Raw genomic sequence first — 19,821 nt, forward strand, 5'->3', positions numbered from 1 at the left:
ACTCATATATTATATAATATTAACAATTATTGACAAGTAATTTTTCATTAACTCATTTCGAGAATTGTTTAAGCTATATAAAATATAGTGAGAAAATTATATATGTATCAAGAATATGCTATTTAAGAATAGCAAGTGGATTAGATCGTTCTCCAGAAGGTCCAGGCTAAAACCTGATGTTGATGAAATATTGGAAAAATATTCTATTCAAAACAGCAAGGAATCTATAGAGAAAATTGTAAATTCACAAAAAAGAATATGGGTAGAAATAGGCTTTGGCAACGGTGAAAATATGCTTTACCAGGTGCTCAATGAACCTGATCTATTATTTATAGGATGTGAGCCCTACTTAAAGGGGGTTTCTCGCTTGCTAACAAACATAGAAATACAGAACATAAAAAATATTTTAATGTGGACAGAAGATGCAAGAGAATTGATTGCAAATTTTCCTGATAACAGTGTTGAAAGATTCTTTATTCTCTTTCCAGATCCATGGCCAAAAAGAAGTCACAATAAAAGACGATTAATTAATACGGAATTTTTAAATTTATTAGCAAAAAAAATACTTATAACAGGGGAAATATTCATTGCAACCGATCATCAGGACTATGCAGAGTGGATAGCATCACATATAAAGCAGTGTAACTCTTTAATCTATAGGGAAGACGATTTCACAAGTTATACTCTTACAAAATACCACAGAAGAGCGCTCAAAGATCAGCGTAAAGTGAGGTTCTTTAAAGTAAGTGTTATTAATAATTTGCAGACTATGGATCAATAGAGTTTTTGCATATCTCTTTTACGTTAACTATAGATTAAAAATAATAAAAAAAGAGGGAGAAATAGAGTAAATTCCTTTAACTACTTCTCCTTATGAAGGAATAGACTTCTTGCATAACCCAAACTAAGTAGAAAAAAGGTATCATCCAAGTAGCCCCTTTCTCGTCATGCCGCTGCGAATCGTCATACCGCCGCGGCGCTAACACGTAGCGGGATGATGAGGCTTATCGTCATGCCACCGCGAACCGTCATACCGTCACGGTATCTCTTAGCCGCTAACAAGTAGCGGGATGACGGTTGTCAGGTTAGCTGTTATCCCAGTTTTTGACACTGGGATGACAACGAAGGGCTACTTGGATGACAGGGAAGGATGCTGGAATGAAGGTTTTTCAAATTGTCGATAAACCTAAATCTATAATAACTATTTGCCTTTTTTCTAGGTTATGCAAGAAGTCTACTGAATAACAGTAAGATTTTTCAATCCTGTTCCACAGCAAATTTTAGTGCCATGTGAGTAGTTATGGTGCTGTTAACAATCAAAATAACAAAAACTAAGATGGTGATTAGTAGTGTATAAATATTCAAGGATAAATTTTCAAATTGAGTTAGCATTTTAAAATACACAAAGGTTGGCATTATCATTGGCAAAACAAGAATTTGCGATACTCCTGATGCTAAGTTGTTTTGACCAATCATCAATGCATTTCCAGTAGCTGAAATATTAGTGATTATCAGCGTATTAAATAATAAAGACACTCCAACTGCTATTGAGTGTTCAATACTATTGCCTAGAATTGCAAAGCTGAATATGGAAGAAATTACTGAAATCGGTAACCCAAATAATAACCAGTGAGCGAAAATTTTATAAGCAACTATAAGCCTAGAAGAGAGTGGCTGTACAAAGATTTGCTCTAATATTCCATCATGATAATCAGATGTAAACAAATTATTTGTAGAAATCTGCAAAACAAATGTAGCACATATCCATGTTAATGTTAACATAACTTCTTGTTTATTGTTGTTTTTAAGTGTAAATGAAGATAAACTTAACATTATGATAAAAATACATACTATATAGGTAAAGTTCTTATCATCTATTACTAATTTTTTTACTGAGTCGATCATACTAGGCTTTTAAATGTTTATTATAAATTATAGTGTTTACTTTGAGGTAGTATAATTTTTTGTTCATAAATTATATAGGTTTTATTATTTTTTTGATAATGCAATTATGGAAAAGTTACCAAAAATAAAGTCACCAGAAGATTACACTCCTTCAGAAGATGAAGAATATATGAGCGTAAAACAACTGGAATACTTCAGCTTAAAGTTACAATCAATACTCGCTGAGTTAGAGAAACAAGAACTAGAAGATAATAGTATTGATACATACTATTCTGATGAAGATAGTGGAAACGAGGAATTAATCAAGCGTCGAAAAGATAGAAAAGAAAAAATTAAGGAGGCGTTAGAAAAAATAAAATTAGGCACTTATGGTTACTGCGATGGAACAGGAGAAGAAATAGGAGTCGAAAGACTTAAAGCTAATCCGCTTGCTATATATTGTATTGAAGAGCAAGAGAGAGTAGAAAAAGAAAAGAACGTGTACAACATTAACGATTAATTTACACATAAGTGGTGAGCCCATTGGACTTCAAGAGGAGCAAGAGGCGCTGAAGTATGTTATGCTATAAAGAAAGTGGAAAATTGGACATTCTCAACTTGACTCCTGCAGATTAAAAATTAAGTTGTATCCGTTCAGGCAATGGCGTCAACTTAAGGAAAAATATCAGCGATAGTGTATAAAATTTCTCTCCAAATTTTTTATCATTAAATTATCCAAAGAGTGCAAGGGACAGCACTTTTGTTTCTGTTTTATTTCAACAAAGAAGTCTAAAATGTGTCCTTTTTAGGTGAAATATGCAAAAAGGAAAAAACCTTATTCTACAAATTAAAAATATAATATACTCGAAAACTTTTCAGAAAATCCATTGTGTTGAGTTTTACACGAACAAGAAAACTTCCTTTTTCGACAGTATTTTCTATGATTTTAAAGTTAGTTAAAAAAAGTTTGGGAATAGAATGTGAACTTATGGAGCCATTGACATGTACCCTCAAAGCAAGCTTTTTCTAAAGCAAGATATAAGATTTGCCATACAGGCTTTCAAGAATCTAAGCATCCAAACAGCCTATCAGGATGAACCTGAGTTGGAGAGGCTATAGACTTATTGCAGCAGATGGTTCTGGTATGAGATTACCCAGCTCTGGGGAAATTGTATCCGAGTTTGAACCAAATGGAACAACAGGCACCATTGGCAATTTGTTTGTTGATTTGTGTACTTCATTGATTTGCAGTGCTCGTCTTGCAGCTTGGAATATAGGTGAACAAACGTTGGCGGCAGAGCAATTACCCGAAGTTATCACTCAAATGCGTTTATTAAATCAAGAGAAATTATTATTTATCTATGATCGTCTTCAGTAAAATTCATTCAGCAGCATTATAATTTGGAAGTAGATTTTATTTTTCGCTTGCAAAAAAGAAATTATAGTAAGCTATGGGAACGCTGGCGAATTAGATTTTGATTTTATATTAGAAAATGAAAAGCTAAAAAATAAAATGAAAGGACAGAAAGTAAGAGTTATAGTGCTGACATTAGCCAACGGAGAAACAGAGGTATTGATTACTTCACTTTTTGACCGAGTAAAATTTACTTTGGAAGATATCAGCAAAGCTTATGTGTTAAGGTGGCATATAGAGGAGTGCTATAAACGACTCAAAATAGGTGCAGAATTAGAGAATTTTTCTGGCGTAAATTTAGAGGCTGTATTACAAGAATTTTGGGCAAACTTAGTCATGTGTAATATATTGTCGCTTCATATGTGTGATGCACAAGGGCCTTGGAACCCAGATCAAATTACTGAGTATCGTTTAAATTTTTCAGTTTTATTTGGTGTAATGAGGCAGAAACTCTATCAGGTACTTATTGCGCCAAAAAACTTTCAAGCCCTTTTTAAGTATACGCGCTAAAGTTAAAATCCGACCGGGACAGCCGCAATAAAGTAGATAAGCCTAAACGCCATCATGTCTTTAGGAGAGTTTGCTAATGAAAGTTCTTAAGTTGACGCCATTGGCTGTTCCGATTCGTTATATGACATAAGAGCATCATATATTTCATGCAATGTATTTGAGATGTTTTTTTCCATATGTTGATTAATATGCCCATATATTGTCGTCTCTTCCGAATACTCTGTATCTTTATGTATATGATTTTGTTGCTTTAATTCTTCTCTATCTACACTCTCTATTTGCTCTGACACTAGCATAACTACCCCATATTTTACATAACGAAATAAAAAAATTCTAACTGTAGTGTGCTTATATAATCTACGAAGTCAATAGTTAAATTGAAAAGTTTCGGTTATAATTTACTTCATATAGAACATGCCCTTGAATTATGCTAAAAATCGCCATAGTAGGCCTACCAAATGCTGGAAAATCGACCCTATTCAACAGATTAGTAGGAAGAAAAGCAGCAGTAGTGAGTAACATTCCAGGAGTGACAAGGGATAGGCGAGAGGGAATGGGGAGAATTAGCGATTTGGAGTTTAAAGTTATAGATACAGGAGGATGGAACGACCAAACTAATTTTTCACTACAAGTTATTGAACAAATCGAATTTTCTTTATCCAATTCAAACATAATTTTCTTTCTTGTTGATGCAAAAGTGCAAAATGAGCGAAATGAAGAGTTTGCAAAGTGGCTGAAGAGAAAAATAAATAAACCTGTAATACTAGTAGCAAATAAATGCGAGAGTCATAAATCCGAAAATGTTGATTATTTGCAGTTTTTTGATTTTCTTGGCCCGGTGTATATCTCTGCCGAGCATAATCTTGGCATGGTTGATCTTTATGATGCATTAGCTGGTGTTATTGAAAATTTTAACGAGAACACTGAGTTACCTAACAATGAACTGAGTAGGCTGAGGATCGCGATCATCGGCCGTCCGAATGTTGGAAAATCAACTTTTTTAAATGGTTTACTTGCAGAAAACAGACTAATAACAAGTTCAGAGCCAGGTACCACACGTGATTCTGTGGATATTACATATGATCATGATGGAGAGTTAATTACTCTAATTGACACTGCCGGAATCCGCAGAAAGGCGAATGTTGTAGATGGCTTAGAATCAAGATTTGTTGAGAAAAGCATGGAATCAATCAAGCGCTCTCATGTGGTAGTTTTAATGCTAGACTCCCTAGTTGGTATTGAGCAGCAGGATTTATCAATTGGTGAAGCTGCAATTAAGGGAGGGAAAGGGATTATTGTTGTTTTAAATAAGTGGGATTTAATAGGTAAGGATGACAGAAGCAGGTTAATAAAATTTGTCAAACAACAGGAAGTAACCAGGTTATTCTTGGAAGTGCCAACTATAACAATTTCTGCGTTAAAAGGCATGCGCTGCGGTGATGTGATAGATAAGTGTCTTGAAGTGAGTGAATCCTTGAACAAGAAGATCAGCACTGCAAAACTGAATAAGTGGCTCATAGATGCTGTAGGAAAACATTCTCACCCTCTTGTAAAAGGCAAAGCAGTTAAAATGAAGTATATCGCTCAAATTGGTACTAAACCTCCAGCTTTTTCTTTGATATGTAACATACCTGAAAGTGTTGATGAAAGTTACAAACGCTATTTAATTAACGATCTCAGAAAAAATTTCTTTGCAGACGGTGTGCCAGTTAGATTGCTTTTGAAAAAAAATAAAAATCCCTATGTAAAATGAATACTCTGCTTTATACTTTCAGGGATAATTTACTTAAAGTTATGTGTAATAATTCCAGAATTCCTGCAATCTTTCTGCTGTCGAGTGCCGCTGCTCTAATTTTTGCATATGTGCTAGAATATTTTTTCAACATGCTGCCATGCAAGTTATGTACATACGAGCGAATAGTTTACTATATCGCTGGATTACTTGCAGTAGCGTGCATGCTTAAAGACAACAAAATTCTAATCTATGCAATGTTTTGCAGCTACCTCATAGGTGCAGTAATATCTTTTTATCATATAGGTCTTGAACTCCACTTATTTCATGATGTTTTAGGTTGTACAGAGCAAGCAAGTAGTAACGTTAGTATAGAAGAGCTCAGAAATAATCTACTAAATCCTAATTACTCTCCATCTTGTGACAGACCTCATTACGTTCTAGGTGTTTCCTTAGCAACATGGAATCTAATTTATCTCATAGTAGCTCTGTTCGTATCAGGTAAGGTGTATTGTGGAGAAAGAAAGAAATCTAAATAATTTAAGGTACAGCAACAATCAGTTCTTGCAACAGGCAATTAGAGTAGATCACGCTGGAGAATATGGAGCTATTTGCATTTATTCTGGTCAAAAATTTATTCTTAAGAAATCTTCTATAATCAATGAAATAATTGAAATGGAAGAGCAGGAAAAAAAGCATTTTCACTATTTTAATGAGAAAATCAAAGAGCAAAAAGTTCGTCCTACTGTTTTGTTGCCTGTTTGGCGTGTTTTAGGAGTGTCGCTTGGCGTTGCAACTGCCATTATGGGCAAAAAAGCTGCTATGGCTTGCACTGCTGCAGTTGAAGAAGTTATCGGGGAGCACTACAAAGAGCAAGTTTCACATTTAGAAGATGGGGAATTAAGAGAAACTATAAGTAAATTTCGCGACGAGGAGTTAGAGCACAAAGATATTGCAATTCAGCACAATGCTGAAAGCGCATTTGGCTACAACATTTTATCATCATTCATAAAAACAGGCTGCAAAACTGCTATTTACTTGTCTAAGTTAATTTAACTAAGCAGCTTTCTTAAAGTGTTTTAAATGTTCTGATAACAACAGAAACCAGGAAGGAATTCAAGTGTAACAATTATTTTATAACTATATTTACATATCACCATTATTAATAAATAATTAGTATTTGTAAATTAAATACATCTAAAGTATAGACTGCAAAGGAGGCAAAAGTGCGTTTTAATTTAGAAGAGGGAAATGCTCTTATGTAATACCTGCCACAGGTTCACAACTGTACGAACATTCATTTTTGAAGGTAAATTGCACAGCAAATGGTGTCATTCCAGTCTGGAATCCAGAAATTTTGCTTATAACTGAGCTGATAAGCTAAAGGTAATTGTCTTACACTAAAACAAACGTTTTTAATTAAGTTGCATAGAACCAGTGTCTGGGCACTGGGATGACACCCCACTGGTGGTCCAAACTACAACGTTCGTACAGTTGTGGATTCCAGACTGGGATGACACCCTACTGATGGGCCCAAATCACAATGTTCGTACAGTTGTGGGTCAGGCTATAGGATGACAGAAGTTGACTTTATTAGCTATAGGTGGTATGACACTTAGTCAATTTAAGTAAGCAGATGATCTTAGCTACAAAAGTATTTTTTACCTCATTTGTTTTTGGGTTTATTCTTTTTCCCTATTTTATAAAGCTTCTAAAAAAAATAAGCAAAGATGGGCAACCAATTAGATCATGTGGACCAGAAAGTCATTTAATAACAAAAAAGAATGTACCACCTATGGGCGGAATAATAATACTGATTTCTTCTTTATTACCAATTTTACTCTGGGCTCAGTTAACACCAGAAATTTTGCTGCTGATATTGATAACTCTATTTTTTGCTCTACTTGGATTTATTGATGATTATTTAAAATTGAAGACAAATCACTATCGAGGTTTAAGTGCAAAAACCAAAATACTTATTCAGTTTATTGTTGCTCTGGTTGGTGTGTTTATACTTAAGCTATACTCTGCTGAATGTTTTACAAAAACGTCCCTATTTAAAGGAGTAATAATAGATTTTGGCTATCTATATGTTCCGTTTGCTGCGTTTGTAATTGTCGGCTCTTCTAATGCTGTGAATCTCACAGATGGTTTGGATGGCCTTGCTGCAACTCAAGTTATCACTTCCTTTGCTTTTTTGGGGCTAATTGCATATATAACTCAGGCAGATATGAATATTACTTTATTCTGCATTGCATTTATAGGAGCTATTCTAAGTTTCTTGTGGTTTAACACACATCCAGCAAAAATATTTATGGGTGATGTTGGTAGCTTGTCGGTAGGTGCGGCTTTAGGGTTAACTAGTGTCCTAATTAAAAGAGAAATGCTTTTTGCCATTATTGGAATAATCTTTGTAATAGAGACTCTATCTGTTATTATTCAGATATCATATTTTAAATATACAAAGTTTAAATATGGAGAAGGAAAAAGAGTTTTTCTTATGGCACCAATACATCATCACTTTGAGAAGAAGGGATGGTCAGAAAATGTAATCGTTATGAAATTTTGGATAATTTCTATTATCTGTTCAGTTTTTACTATAACTTTCTTATTATAAAAACCTATGAAATACCCAGACTTTACATTAGAAAATAAATTATCAGGAGTGATAGCAGGAGTGGATGAAGTTGGAAGAGGTCCGCTAGCTGGTCCAGTAATATCCGCAGCCGTAGTGTTTATTGATAGAAATACAATTATTGATGGAATCAACGACTCGAAAAAGTTGACTCCTCAATGTAGGCAAGTCCTATATGAAAAAATAACATCCGTTGCAAAATTTGGTATAGGAATGGCAAGCGTAGAAGAAATAAATTCATACAATATCTTGCAAGCAACAAAGCTTTCAATGAAACGTGCGTTGATAGACTTGGACCTAGAATTAGATTATGTACTAGTTGATGGTAATCAACCACCTGAAGTGAAATGGCAAGTGAAATCCATAGTAAATGGTGATAATTTGAGTACATCAATTGCAGCAGCTTCAATCGTTGCAAAAGTTACGAGAGATCGGCTTATGCAAGAATTGCATAATAAGCATCCTGAATATAATTGGTATAAAAATAAAGGATATGGGACAAAAGAGCACCTTAACGCTATTGGCCTTTATGGAATTACAGAACATCATAGAAAAAATTTTGCACCCATATCTCGGGCATTATAGCCTTTACCCTTTTTTGAAAGGTATGGTTTCATTAAATAGGCAAACTGTACTCGATCCATTCCTTAAGGTAAACACTGAACTTACCCTTTCGATTATCAGGTAGTTATCAACTGTACGGAAATTTACTAAAGACTCATATCCTGCAGAATCAACCATAAAAACTGCCGGAAAATCAGAGTTTATTTTATTGAATTGTAGATATGTAAATTTTCCGTCATCAAAAACCTTAATTGGTATTATTGACTGACTACCTTTGACGTGCGAGATGGAATAATTAAAATTTAATCCCTTCTTTACAACTTCAATATCATTGATATCAGGAATAATGGTATGACTAGCTTGTTCGAAGATATCACCGTTATTTGTTGTGTAAATCTCATCACTGCTAAATAGTGGATAAAGAAACCTTACTTCATATGCTAATCTTGGATCATCTAGTCCAGTTGCTTCTTCAGCATGAAGTTCAAAGTAATAAACTCTTTTATTGGTAATTATAGTTGCATTAGTATCGGCAATATCATCTATAGGCTTAATAAACAATCTATTACCTTGAGGAAGGAGTTGCCAACCAGTTGAATCACCCATTGAAAGGTTTTGTATTACCTCCCCTGGTTCAAACAATATACTGGACTGATAACCATAAAAACCCGTATACTTATGTATAGCTTGTGGGTTATAATTTATCACCTTTATGTGATTATCTCCAGCTATTGAACGTGGCTCCTGTTTTGCAAGTGCATCACTACCACAGAGGAACAACAGTACGGCAAACAGTAAACCAATCATAATATCAAAATAAATTAATTTTCATTTTATCATTGATAGACATGCACTGCAACTATTAAGGCACTTTCTATACTATAAACCCCAAAGCAAGCGGTAGAAAAGGCAAGAAATAAGGCAAACTCCTTAAATACTTTAGAACTACAGGAGGCTTTACCTGAACGGATATACTTGGAATCCTGCCATTTTCACTTTGTAAACATACCAAGAATTCTGTCCATTATTCCACCCATATTTGCTTCAGCTTGAGTATACTCTATTTTACCACCATGCAAGATTAGTTTAATATCTGATCCAGGTGATATATTAACAAATTTACTGCCAACAACTCCACTGCTAGTGATCAGAGCTGAACTATCAATTGGCAATTTTATGTCTTTGCTTATACACATATCGATTCGTGCTACGTAGGTAGCTTTGTCAAGTGATACACCAGTTATGCTTCCAACATCTACACCAGAGATCTTGACACTATCACCAACTCCTATACCGTTAGCGTTAGCAAAAAGACCATATATTTTATTGCAATCCTTATAGTTTTTCTTTATGTAAGATAGCTTATCAATAGCAAAGAAAATCAGAAAAATAGTGAAAATTAATACAAATAATCCAGCGGTTATTTCAAGTATATTTGACCTTCGCATCTTTAGTTATCAGGACTCCAGCTTTTATAGTAATTTTTCACTTTTTGGTTTGGATAGTATGCATCTTTTGTACCCGTTAAATTAGGAGTATGTTTTACTTTTCTTTTTTTATTATTAACTGGTACTACATTATCAGTATAGTGAAGCCATATATGCCATTCCGGAGGCACTGTTGTAGGCTCAGAGACACTGCTATACATAACCCACCTTTTTCCTTTACTTGATTCATAGTAAGAATTTCCATTTTTATCTCTTCCTACAAATTTATCTTCTCTTCGTAATAGGCGTTTTATTGCGTTACAAATTTTAGATAACATAAGGGTATTAAAACAAAAAGTATTATATATACTAATACTTTAACGATATATTAACAACAATTTAATGCAATTACCAATCTTACAAGTTATTATACCAATAATTGCATCAATGTTTTGCTTTCTTGCCAAGAAACACAAGGTATCTTGGTTTATTTCTTTTATTGCAACAACAATCACTCTTATCATTTCATCAATACTACTCATTAAAACATATAAAGGTGAAATTATAACTTATCACCTTGGAAATTGGGCTCCTCCGTATGGAATAGAGTTAAGAATCGACGTGTTAAACTCCTTGATTCTAACTTTGGTGAATTTTATAGCGCTGATTAGCGTGCTTTATAGCTTTTATATTAACGAAAAAGAAATTAGCAAAAACAAAATCACTGGTTTTTACTCTCTATTTCTACTGTGCTTAAGCGGACTGCTCGGGATTCTAGTAACAAACGACATATTTAACCTTTACGTTTTCTTGGAAATTTCATCTCTTTCTTCTTATGTATTAGTTTCAATGGGAAGGGATAAAAAAGCCTTGGTTGCAGCATTTGAATATCTAATTAGTGGAACAATAGGCGCAACATTTTATTTATTTGGCATCGGGCTCTTGTATTCAATGACTGGAACGCTCAATATGTCTGACATGGCTGAAAGAATAGTTCCATTACACGATAACAACATCATAAAACTTGGCACGTTGTTCATTTTTATTGGTCTCTCAATCAAAATGGCACTGTTTCCATTAAGCAGGTGGCTGGTTAATGCATATAGTGAGGCGCCAAGTTTCATTAGCATATTCTTTTCAGGCACAGTGACAAAAGTGATGATATATGTTTTCATCAGAATCTTTTATACTGTTTTTCATCAAAATTTCTTCTTATTTAAACCATCACTAAGCAACGTGATAATTATCCTCGCACTTTGCGCTGTTATATTTGGGTCGATATTTGCAATAACCGCAAAAGACATAAAAAGACTGCTTGCTCACTCTAGTATTAGCCAAATTGGTTATATAATTTTAGCACTGAGTTTTAACTCAAAAACAGGTGTATTTGCAGCAATTCTTCACATAGTAAACCACAGCATAATAAAAACATCTTTATTTATGGCTGCAGGATGTATTTCTTACAAATTTGATACAACAAAAATAGAGAATTTATCGGGACTCAAGAAATCAATGCCTTATACAGCACTTGCGTTCACTCTACTCAGTTTAGCATTAATCGGTGTGCCTTTAACAAATGGCTTTGTAAGCAAGTGGTATATAATGAAAGCAATTATCGAATCTCATGCGTGGATTTCCCTTGTAACATTTGCTGCTGGCTCTTTCCTTGCATTGATATATATGTGGAAGATGGTAGAGAAAATGTATTTTGAAAATGATGCAACGTCACGCACTGGAATGACACCGGACAAAATTAATGATGTGCCATTTCCTATGCTTTTCTGTCTATTGTTTATGGCAGTTTTAACAGTAGTAACTGGAATATATAGCACTCCAATTCGGTTAGTAGTTGAGAAGTTGGTTTTTTGATTTTTATCTTTGTTTCATATTTTACTATACTTTAAGGTTATAAGGTCTTTATTGTGGATAGACTGAAGAAGATTCATTGGTTGTTAGTCATTAACGTGATAGCGCTGTTTTGCGTTGGCATTGTTGTTCAATACTCTTCTGCTGGAGGAAAGTGGGTGCCATTTGCGATTCACCAACTGGTCATATTCTCCTTCTTTTTCCTACTTGCTATAGCTATGTCATTCATAGAGCTAGATTTTTATTTGAAGCACGCCTACTTTTTTTATGTAGCAGCAGTGATTTCGCTATTAGTAGTGAATTTTTTTGGCTCACACATAATGGGTGCAACAAGGTGGATAAGAATTGGATCAATTAGTTTGCAACCATCAGAATTTGCAAAAGTAGGCTTAATACTTGCGCTTGCTCGCTATTTTGATAAGCAGAGTGTATATAAAATGATGGAATTTAAAAGATTGCTTAAGGCACTTATAATTATTTTCTTACCCGTGTTCTTGGTGTTAAAGCAACCTAATTTAGGCACAGCTGTGATAATGTTATTTATAGGGATATCAATTATATTCACAGCAATAATAAAAAGATCTCATTCGTTAATATGTGGAACGCTTGGCATTTTTGCAGTACCGGCTATTTGGCCTTTTTTACGTCCTTATCACAAGCAAAGGATATTGTCGTTTTTGGATTCATCAGTGGATCCACTTGGGATAGGTTATAATGCGCAGCAATCTCAGATAGCTATTGGTTCAGGAGGTTTGCTTGGTAAGGGCTTTGTTAACGGAAGTCAAACTCAACTTGGATTTTTGCCGGAGAAACGTACAGATTTTGCTTTTGCAGTGCTGAGTGAGGAATGGGGATTTTTAGGTAGCATGACTTTAATTTTACTCTATACTACATTGCTTGCTATAATGCTCTCTATTGCTTATAGGTCAAAAAATTATTTTTCTAAGTCGGTATCTATCGGCATTTTTGCCTTTTTTAGTGCTCATTTCTTTATAAACATCGGAATGACAATGGGCCTCTTACCTGTGATAGGCGACCCATTGCCATTTCTGTCCTATGGAGGAAGTACAACTGCTGCAAGCTTAATATGCATAGGATTATTGCTGGCAATAAAAGCAGATGAACAACAAAATGCTTGTATTTTACCTATGCTAAAGTAAAATTAAATTTTACTTAATAGTTTTTATGCTAGATGAAATGCGTGAGGAATGTGGGGTATTTGGCATAAGTTGCAACCAAAGTGCTGCTTTTAACTCTATACTTGCTCTCCACGCTTTGCAGCATAGAGGTCAAGAGTCTTTTGGCGTAGTAACCAGTAACAACGATAAGCTGCACTCTTATCACTTTCAAGGTCAAGTGAGCAGCGTATTTGATGATATAGATGAAATAAAGAAATCCTTACCTGGAGATTGTGCAATAGGTCATGTTCGATACTCAACAAGTGGTAATAAATTTGGAGTGCAGCCCATGTTTAGCGAAAGTGGCAAATTTGGGGATTTCGCCATAGCACATAATGGTAATTTAATTAATATTTCTCCGATACGCGAACAATTGATTAAACAAGAGTGCGTTTTTCAGTCAGATATTGATACAGAAGTAGTAGTGCATCTGACAGCAAGCGGTGAAAAAGATAGCTTTTTAGAGAGTTTTATATATGCATTAAAGCAAATACAAGGTGCTTATTCTTTTGTTGCAATCAATCAAGAAGTAGTTATTGGAGTACGTGATTCATCTGGAATCAGGCCTCTTGTTTTAGGAAAGTTAAACGGTTCTTACGTTCTTGCATCTGAAACTTGTGCTCTTGATATAATAAATGCAGAGTTTGTTAGAGAAATAGAACCAGGCGAATTAGTTACCATCAGTTCGGGTAGTAAGCTAGCCTCAATGTTTCCTTTCCCACAGCAAAAATCAAGTTTTTGTATTTTTGAATACGTTTATTTTTCAAGACCAGACAGCATAATGGAGAATAGGTCTATATACGATACAAGAAAAGAAATAGGAAGAATACTTGCAGAAGAGAGCCCACCAAAAAACAATGTAGATATGGTTGTACCAATACCTGATTCTGGAATACCTGCAGCTATTGGATATGCAAAGCATTCAGGATTACCTATGGAACTGGGAATAATTCGTAATCATTACATAGGAAGAACTTTTATACAACCAACCGCTGAAGTACGTAAAGTTAGAATAAAATTAAAATTCAATGCTAATAAGCACACTTTGAAAGGTAAAAACATAATTTTAATAGATGATAGTATAGTGCGTGGTAGTACGTTAACAAATATAATAGTTATGCTAAAGGATGCAGGAGTAAAAGAGATTCACCTCAAAATTTCAAGCCCACCAATTAAGCATTCTTGTTTTTATGGAATAGATACGCCAGAGTGCAAAGATTTAATTGCTGCAAATAAATCTGTAGAGGAAATTAAGGAAGTTATAGGAGTAGATAGCCTAGCCTTCTTGAGTATTGATGGATTATATCAGGCTGTTAAAGGAGAAGTGCGTAACAATGCTACACCACAATATTGTGATGCTTGTTTCACTGGTGATTATCCAATTGGCAAATAGTCTACGCAAGATCTTAAGTTTTTAAACCGCCAAAATTTCTCTTGGCCTTTACTAATTCCGATTCTCGGAGTGCACACATAATCTGGTTTGAGGTGAGATTCATAAACACAAAATTCGTGGCTTATAGTAAGGTCCTGTTTGTTATGTTCTTTTGTAATATTTAATCTTTTACACAATATTCCTGGCCCACCTAAATTTGCCTCAAGCGGTTCAATGAGCTTTAATCCCCGTATTAACACTGCTGCTGGGAACCCTTCTGCTTCTGTTACAATATTTAAACAGTAATACATTCCATATATAAAGTACACATATGAAAACCCCGGCATACCAAACATTACTGAGGTTCGGTTAGTATAACCCTTAGCTGCATGACAAGCTGGGTCACTCATTCCTATATAGGCTTCAACTTCGGTTATTACTCCACTAAAGTTAGAAAATTTCAGCATCTTTCCTAGTAACTCCCCGGCTACAACCAAAGTTGGGCGTTCGTAGAAATTTCTTGGCAGTATTATGCTACCCATTTTTTATTTTTGTTCTGAGGTTCTATATAGAATTCAGTTTAAGAATTTCTGGATCCCAGTGTCAAGCACTGGGATGACAAGAGGGGAGCTACTTAAATGACAAGAAAATGGTACTGGCATAATAAGAAAGAAACACTGAGATGGTGAAAGAAAGAATATACGCGAGCAGCACCCATAGGGTAGCGCGTGACGCTGGAATCCAGTTTTTTCCTATTACCACAAACCGTAGCTTCATTAGTTAGAATAGCATAACTAGCGAGTACGAAATGGAGAAGTTTTAATTTGAACTACAGTTTCAGTGCTATTTAACATATATGCCTCCATTATTTTTAATATATAGATGTTAGCATATAGATATCATGCCAATTAGTCAATATAAATTATGATGTTTAATGTTGAAAGCTCAAATACTCCTTTGCTTGGTCGGTTAGAACGCGTCCTCTTGGTGTGCGCTTTACAAAACTAATTTTGATTAAATAAGGTTCTACTGTTTCTTCAATATTGCCAACATCCTCGGATAGCGCAATAGATATAGTGTCAATTCCAACAGGCCCTGAGGTGTTGAATAAAAATCTTAGATAATGCACATCAAGTTTATTGAGTCCCATTTTATCTACACCCAATTTTAGTAATACAGAATCAGCGACTTCATAAGTGATTTTTTTATCATCTTTCACTTCAACAAAATCCCTTATTCTTCTGAGTAACCTCAAAGCAATTCTTGGAGTGCCGCGCGCACGGCAGGCAATTTCCCGTGCTGCATCCTCTTCAATTTCAGCAGAAAGAACTCTTGCGCCTCTTTTTATAATATTAACCAGCTCCTCAAAGGAATAAAACTCAAGATGCAAAGGAATGCCAAAACGATCTCTGAGTGGCGCAGAAAGTAATCCAAGCCGTGTTGTTGCTCCAATTAGCGTAAATGGTGGTAGATCTATCCTTAAAGTGCGAGTAGATGGACCTTCACCTACTAATATGTCCAGGCAAAAATCTTCCATAGCAGTATATAAAACTTCTTCGATGCTGCGATTTAATCTATGAATTTCGTCGATAAATAGAACATCTTTTGCATTTAAAGTGGTAAGCACTGCGGCCAAATCTCCAGCTTTACTAAGTAAAGGACCAGAAGTTGCGCGAAAGCTAACTCTTAATTCTTTAGAAACAATTTGTGCTAAAGTTGTTTTGCCAAGCCCTGGAGGACCATATAATAAAACGTGATCTAAAGCTTCAGTTCTCGTCTGTGCAGCGTTTATAAACACTTTTAAATTTTGTATTAAGTCTTTTTGCCCGACAAAATCATCAAGTTGTTCAGGCCTGATGTTGATATTGCGCACATCTTCAGTATATTCTTTACCGCACGATATTGATTTCATAGTATTGAAAGCTCCTTAAGCGCCATGCGAATAATATCCTTAGTGTCCAGATTTGGCCTGTATTTTTTTATCGTATCATAAGCTTTCATTTTTTCATACCCAAGATTGATCAATGCTGAAAGGGCATCTTCATTAATTGGATGAAAATTATTGTTATTTATTTCTAGTTTACTCACTTTGCCACTCAATTCAATGATGATTCGATTTATGAGTTTCAGGCCAAGTCCGCTCATCTTGAGTGCTACTTTATCTTCATTCATAATTGCCAAAAATAGCTGTTCTGGAGTTAATTTGCCCAAAATTGACATTGCAGTTTTATAGCTAACGCCGCTTACTTTAACTAGCAACCTCAAGCACTGCTGTTCTTCTTCGCTTATAAAACCATATAGCTGAGTAGTGTTTTCTCTGTTATTTGCATAGGTTTCGATAAGTAATTTGATTCTACTTCCAATTGCACAAGCACTTAAAGTTTTGGCTGAAAGATACACCATATAGCCAACATCATTCACATTCAGGATTATGTGATCACTGCGCACTTCATCAACTATTCCGCTTAGATTTCCTATCATTTTTAACACTATATAGAGTTCAGTTTAAATACTCCCGGATCTTAGGTCAAGCAAACGAACATTATAACAGGGAAACGTGGCTAAAAAACCACTTGACAAACTCCGCCAGCCCCCTTATCATAAACACTGAAGCTATTTATTTATCTTCTCTGTACAGATTAAATGACAAAAAAACTCACGTATCTGGCGTCTCATGTTTAATTTTTTGCACTATGTGCACCTTATGTCTTATAAAATTTCTACCTACATAAGCTGAAACGCGCTTATAAAGCGTTTAAAACATAAAAAAACGCCAACTTAAAAAATGGATAGTGAATAACTAGCTACCCTAGGGTTTCTTTTGCCTTTTTTTCTGTTTAGTAAATTTCTTAACGTTTATAATTTAGATTAGTTGCGGTTTAAAAGTAGCTGAGTCGCGGTTATTAAGTGTTTAGAATAAAAAAACGCCATACTTGAAAGTATAATGTAAGTAATTAGCCAATCATGGGGCTTTTTTTGCCTTTTTTTTCGTTTGGTAAATTTCTTAATGTTTATAGCTAAACGACAACCGTCATCCCGCTGCTTGTTAGCGGGATCTATGCTAAGAGATACCGCGGATGAATCGCGCGGTATGACGGTTCGTGGTGGCATCTCGTCATCCCGCTACGTGTTAGCGGCTAAGAGATACCGCGGCGGTATGACGTCTTAGCCATAGATTACCTGATCTCACCATCTTTCCGGTTGTTTTATACATAATTCTCGGATTTTGAAAGTTCACTTTGAATAAATTGCTCATATTCTTTATCCTCTAGTTCTTCAAAAATCTCAGGATAATGTTTACTGGAACGAGTAATTATTGAAATTAGCTCTTGCTTTGTTTTTCTTAGTAAAACCTTTCAAAGAGAGTCTGTTCATCTGGGCGCGCAGACGATCGATACTCCTTTCTATCAAGTGCAACCAAAGCAAAACCTGTTGCAGCCATATGCTTACATGGACCATAATACACAAATGCAGGACAGGAACATGTTCCACTCAAAAGAGGACCATCGTGCTTTAGTGTTACTCGATATACATTTGATCCAACTACCTTTGATTTAGCTTGAGATTCATTAACAGATATAATCTGTACCTTTCTTTTGTCAAAATAATCCCTTCCTCTGGAGCGGTAGGGTTCTTTGATAAGACCTGTGATATCTTTATAATACAGTCTCATTTTTACCTCCTTTAAAACCCTCAATTTTCTAATATATCCTTTCTTCCATAAAAATTTATTAACTCACCACGACTTTTATATGGCCCTGCGGACAATTTTATAGTGCTATAGCTAACTCAAGAAAGGTTTCCCTACGTCATACCGCGATTCATTCCATAACTGTATGAACATTCATTTTTGAAGGTAAATTGCACAGCAAATGGTGTCATGAAAGTAGCTGACACTGGAATCCAGCCTTGCCGTAATCTCATCAAGAACGTTGTGTTTTAACATAAAACGGCTACTTTTATACTTACCAACTTAATAAAATTCCTGGATCCCAGTGGGCTTTGTTGCATCGCTCTTCGGATAGTAGGTAACGCACAATAAATTTATGAAGCTATCTCAAATTTAGCCATACCAATATCAGTGAACTTATTGAGCAAATAGCATTTAACAAGTAGTTCCTTCTCTCTATTTGTCTCAGATTTATTCCTAAAACTAAACCCGAATGTTTGTTTCAGTCGCGAGAAAAAACTTTCTATATAAGATCTTTTTCCATAACTCATCTCTTTTTTCCACTTCTTTATACTATCTTCATCATATGACTTTATGAGCTTGACTGCAGAATTTCTCTCAGCCATATAGTCTAACTTTGGATGCTCTGCTGCGTTGTTTTTCGGAGGAATTTTCGTTTTTATACCATATTGATTACACAGCTTATAGAGCTTTTCTCTGTCATATGCCCTATCTGCATATAGTACTTTTATGACATACTGAAAATCGACTTCTTTTAGCAAATCACAAGCTCCATAGTGATCAGAGTAGACACCGTTACTGTATTTTACAGCTATGGCTTTTTTGCTGTTTGTATTCAACATTACATGCAATTTTCTTGTCTGTTCATAGCTGCGATACTTTCTATCTTCGCTATTTTCTTTGCTATGACCAGGAGTGTTGTTGTATATACTAATTCCTGTACTGTCTATAGCAATTTCGATATCTTCCATATTATTTTTATCAATTCTGCAATCATTGATCTTAATATTGAGTTTCTTAAACCTTCTTGATGATTGTGAATAGCTGATAACTTGCAAATTTTTCCCAATTTGCTCAAGGTATCCTGCTATAAACCCAACTGTTTGCCTCAGGCCTATTCTAAATAAACAAGTTATTATGTGCACCAAAATTACAACTTTATCGCTATAAATATTGTTGCCACCTGGTATTTTTGGACCATTCTCGTACCACTTTTCTATGGCTTCGTTGATATAATGAAAAATATTTCCTCTTTTTTCTAGAAATTTGTTATATTCGCTATGGTTACTGACCCTCATTTTTTGTGGCATATTTTTTCTTTCAAGGTTAAATGGCTATTTTATAATGAATTTTGTCAGTAGCCACCAGATTTTTTCAGTTGCTATGCAACAAAGCCATCCCAGTGTCAAGCACTGGGATGACAAGAAGAGGGTACTTGGATAAGAGGCATTGCCCTCCTGGTAGGCCCAAATTGCAATGTCCGTACAGTTATGGATTCATTCGCGGTATAGATTCCGCTAATGAGTAGCGGAATGACGAATTTGTTGT

The 19,821-nt window shown here is 35.0% G+C and carries 21 protein-coding genes and 1 pseudogene; 12 read left to right on the forward strand and 10 right to left on the reverse strand.

The window, feature by feature from the left end; translation table 11 throughout:
- Positions 1 to 115 precede the first annotated feature (115 nt).
- The gene (gene trmB, locus AAGD76_RS04935; RefSeq protein WP_012673367.1) at positions 116 to 781 is read left to right on the forward strand and encodes a tRNA (guanosine(46)-N7)-methyltransferase TrmB; all 666 of its coding nucleotides are present in this window, start codon (positions 116 to 118) and stop codon (positions 779 to 781) included.
- A 476-nt stretch (positions 782 to 1,257) separates the two neighbouring features.
- Here the strand turns inward: trmB and AAGD76_RS04940 are convergent, their stop codons facing one another.
- Entirely contained in the window at positions 1,258 to 1,905 is a 648-nt protein-coding gene (locus AAGD76_RS04940) for a heme exporter protein CcmB (protein ID WP_010963039.1), read from the reverse strand.
- 106 nt (positions 1,906 to 2,011) lie between these two features.
- Here AAGD76_RS04940 and AAGD76_RS04945 point away from each other — a divergent pair, with 106 nt between their 5' ends.
- Positions 2,012 to 2,404 (forward strand): TraR/DksA family transcriptional regulator, encoded by a 393-nt coding sequence (locus tag AAGD76_RS04945; protein ID WP_010963040.1) that lies wholly within the window; start codon positions 2,012 to 2,014, stop codon positions 2,402 to 2,404.
- Positions 2,405 to 2,700: 296 nt separating this feature from the next.
- Positions 2,701 to 3,885: pseudogene (locus tag AAGD76_RS04950) on the forward strand (IS4 family transposase).
- Between the two features lie 9 nt (positions 3,886 to 3,894).
- Here the strand turns inward: AAGD76_RS04950 and AAGD76_RS04955 are convergent.
- A complete protein-coding gene (locus AAGD76_RS04955; RefSeq protein ID WP_010081834.1) occupies positions 3,895 to 4,104 on the reverse strand; it encodes a hypothetical protein in 210 nt (69 codons plus the stop codon).
- 131 nt (positions 4,105 to 4,235) lie between these two features.
- Between AAGD76_RS04955 and der the strand changes: the two genes are divergently transcribed.
- From der to AAGD76_RS04980, 5 genes are all read left to right on the forward strand, one after another.
- A complete protein-coding gene (der, locus tag AAGD76_RS04960) occupies positions 4,236 to 5,561 on the forward strand; it encodes a ribosome biogenesis GTPase Der (RefSeq protein ID WP_010963041.1) in 1,326 nt (441 codons plus the stop codon).
- Positions 5,558 to 6,079, forward strand: a complete 522-nt coding sequence (locus AAGD76_RS04965; RefSeq protein WP_010963042.1) for a disulfide bond formation protein B — start codon at positions 5,558 to 5,560, stop codon at positions 6,077 to 6,079. The genes der and AAGD76_RS04965 overlap by 4 nt, the downstream gene beginning before the upstream one ends.
- The gene (locus AAGD76_RS04970; RefSeq protein ID WP_006279362.1) at positions 6,054 to 6,596 is read left to right on the forward strand and encodes a demethoxyubiquinone hydroxylase family protein; all 543 of its coding nucleotides are present in this window, start codon (positions 6,054 to 6,056) and stop codon (positions 6,594 to 6,596) included. Before AAGD76_RS04965 ends, AAGD76_RS04970 begins: the two co-directional genes overlap by 26 nt.
- Before the next feature lie 580 nt (positions 6,597 to 7,176).
- Positions 7,177 to 8,157 carry a phospho-N-acetylmuramoyl-pentapeptide-transferase gene (gene mraY, locus AAGD76_RS04975; RefSeq protein ID WP_209472500.1) on the forward strand — a complete coding sequence of 327 codons (981 nt, stop codon included), beginning with the start codon at positions 7,177 to 7,179 and terminating at the stop codon, positions 8,155 to 8,157.
- A 6-nt stretch (positions 8,158 to 8,163) separates the two neighbouring features.
- Positions 8,164 to 8,760 carry a ribonuclease HII gene (locus tag AAGD76_RS04980; RefSeq protein WP_010082329.1) on the forward strand — a complete coding sequence of 199 codons (597 nt, stop codon included), beginning with the start codon at positions 8,164 to 8,166 and terminating at the stop codon, positions 8,758 to 8,760.
- A 3-nt stretch (positions 8,761 to 8,763) separates the two neighbouring features.
- Here AAGD76_RS04980 and virB9 read toward each other — a convergent pair whose 3' ends face one another.
- From virB9 to AAGD76_RS04995, 3 genes are all read right to left on the reverse strand, one after another.
- Complete coding sequence (gene virB9 / locus AAGD76_RS04985) at positions 8,764 to 9,546, reverse strand: P-type conjugative transfer protein VirB9 (protein ID WP_010082330.1); 783 nt, start codon at positions 9,544 to 9,546, stop codon at positions 8,764 to 8,766.
- Positions 9,547 to 9,731: 185 nt separating this feature from the next.
- The gene (locus AAGD76_RS04990) at positions 9,732 to 10,187 is read right to left on the reverse strand and encodes an outer membrane lipid asymmetry maintenance protein MlaD (protein WP_010082331.1); all 456 of its coding nucleotides are present in this window, start codon (positions 10,185 to 10,187) and stop codon (positions 9,732 to 9,734) included.
- 2 nt (positions 10,188 to 10,189) lie between these two features.
- Entirely contained in the window at positions 10,190 to 10,504 is a 315-nt protein-coding gene (locus AAGD76_RS04995; protein WP_182321137.1) for an NADH-ubiquinone oxidoreductase subunit NDUFA12 family protein, read from the reverse strand.
- 64 nt (positions 10,505 to 10,568) lie between these two features.
- Here AAGD76_RS04995 and AAGD76_RS05000 point away from each other — a divergent pair, with 64 nt between their 5' ends.
- From AAGD76_RS05000 to purF, 3 genes are read left to right on the forward strand one after another with little or no spacing between them, the layout of a single operon-like run.
- A complete protein-coding gene (locus AAGD76_RS05000; RefSeq protein ID WP_038199409.1) occupies positions 10,569 to 12,035 on the forward strand; it encodes a proton-conducting transporter membrane subunit in 1,467 nt (488 codons plus the stop codon).
- 53 nt (positions 12,036 to 12,088) lie between these two features.
- Entirely contained in the window at positions 12,089 to 13,192 is a 1,104-nt protein-coding gene (gene rodA, locus AAGD76_RS05005) for a rod shape-determining protein RodA (protein WP_341820471.1), read from the forward strand.
- A 25-nt stretch (positions 13,193 to 13,217) separates the two neighbouring features.
- Positions 13,218 to 14,603, forward strand: a complete 1,386-nt coding sequence (purF, locus tag AAGD76_RS05010) for an amidophosphoribosyltransferase (RefSeq protein WP_341820472.1) — start codon at positions 13,218 to 13,220, stop codon at positions 14,601 to 14,603.
- Here purF and AAGD76_RS05015 read toward each other — a convergent pair.
- From AAGD76_RS05015 to AAGD76_RS05035, 5 genes are all read right to left on the reverse strand, one after another.
- Positions 14,585 to 15,124, reverse strand: coding sequence for a DNA-3-methyladenine glycosylase (locus AAGD76_RS05015; RefSeq protein ID WP_341820473.1), 540 nt, complete (start codon positions 15,122 to 15,124; stop codon positions 14,585 to 14,587). The two genes, purF and AAGD76_RS05015, sit on opposite strands and share 19 nt — an antisense overlap.
- A gap of 389 nt (positions 15,125 to 15,513) precedes the next feature.
- Entirely contained in the window at positions 15,514 to 16,494 is a 981-nt protein-coding gene (gene ruvB, locus AAGD76_RS05020; protein WP_341820474.1) for a Holliday junction branch migration DNA helicase RuvB, read from the reverse strand.
- Positions 16,491 to 17,063 (reverse strand): Holliday junction branch migration protein RuvA, encoded by a 573-nt coding sequence (ruvA, locus tag AAGD76_RS05025; RefSeq protein WP_341820475.1) that lies wholly within the window; start codon positions 17,061 to 17,063, stop codon positions 16,491 to 16,493. The genes ruvB and ruvA overlap by 4 nt, the downstream gene beginning before the upstream one ends.
- A gap of 862 nt (positions 17,064 to 17,925) precedes the next feature.
- Complete coding sequence (locus AAGD76_RS05030) at positions 17,926 to 18,255, reverse strand: SWIM zinc finger domain-containing protein (protein WP_007548583.1); 330 nt, start codon at positions 18,253 to 18,255, stop codon at positions 17,926 to 17,928.
- Between the two features lie 371 nt (positions 18,256 to 18,626).
- Complete coding sequence (locus AAGD76_RS05035; protein WP_209472359.1) at positions 18,627 to 19,583, reverse strand: IS5 family transposase; 957 nt, start codon at positions 19,581 to 19,583, stop codon at positions 18,627 to 18,629.
- A gap of 41 nt (positions 19,584 to 19,624) precedes the next feature.
- Between AAGD76_RS05035 and AAGD76_RS05040 the strand changes: the two genes are divergently transcribed.
- A complete protein-coding gene (locus AAGD76_RS05040) occupies positions 19,625 to 19,801 on the forward strand; it encodes a hypothetical protein (protein ID WP_264705856.1) in 177 nt (58 codons plus the stop codon).
- Positions 19,802 to 19,821: the final 20 nt, after the last annotated feature.

Origin of the sequence: Wolbachia endosymbiont (group A) of Cydia strobilella (assembly GCF_964026745.1) — a bacterium.
Classification (GTDB): domain Bacteria; phylum Pseudomonadota; class Alphaproteobacteria; order Rickettsiales; family Anaplasmataceae; genus Wolbachia; species Wolbachia pipientis.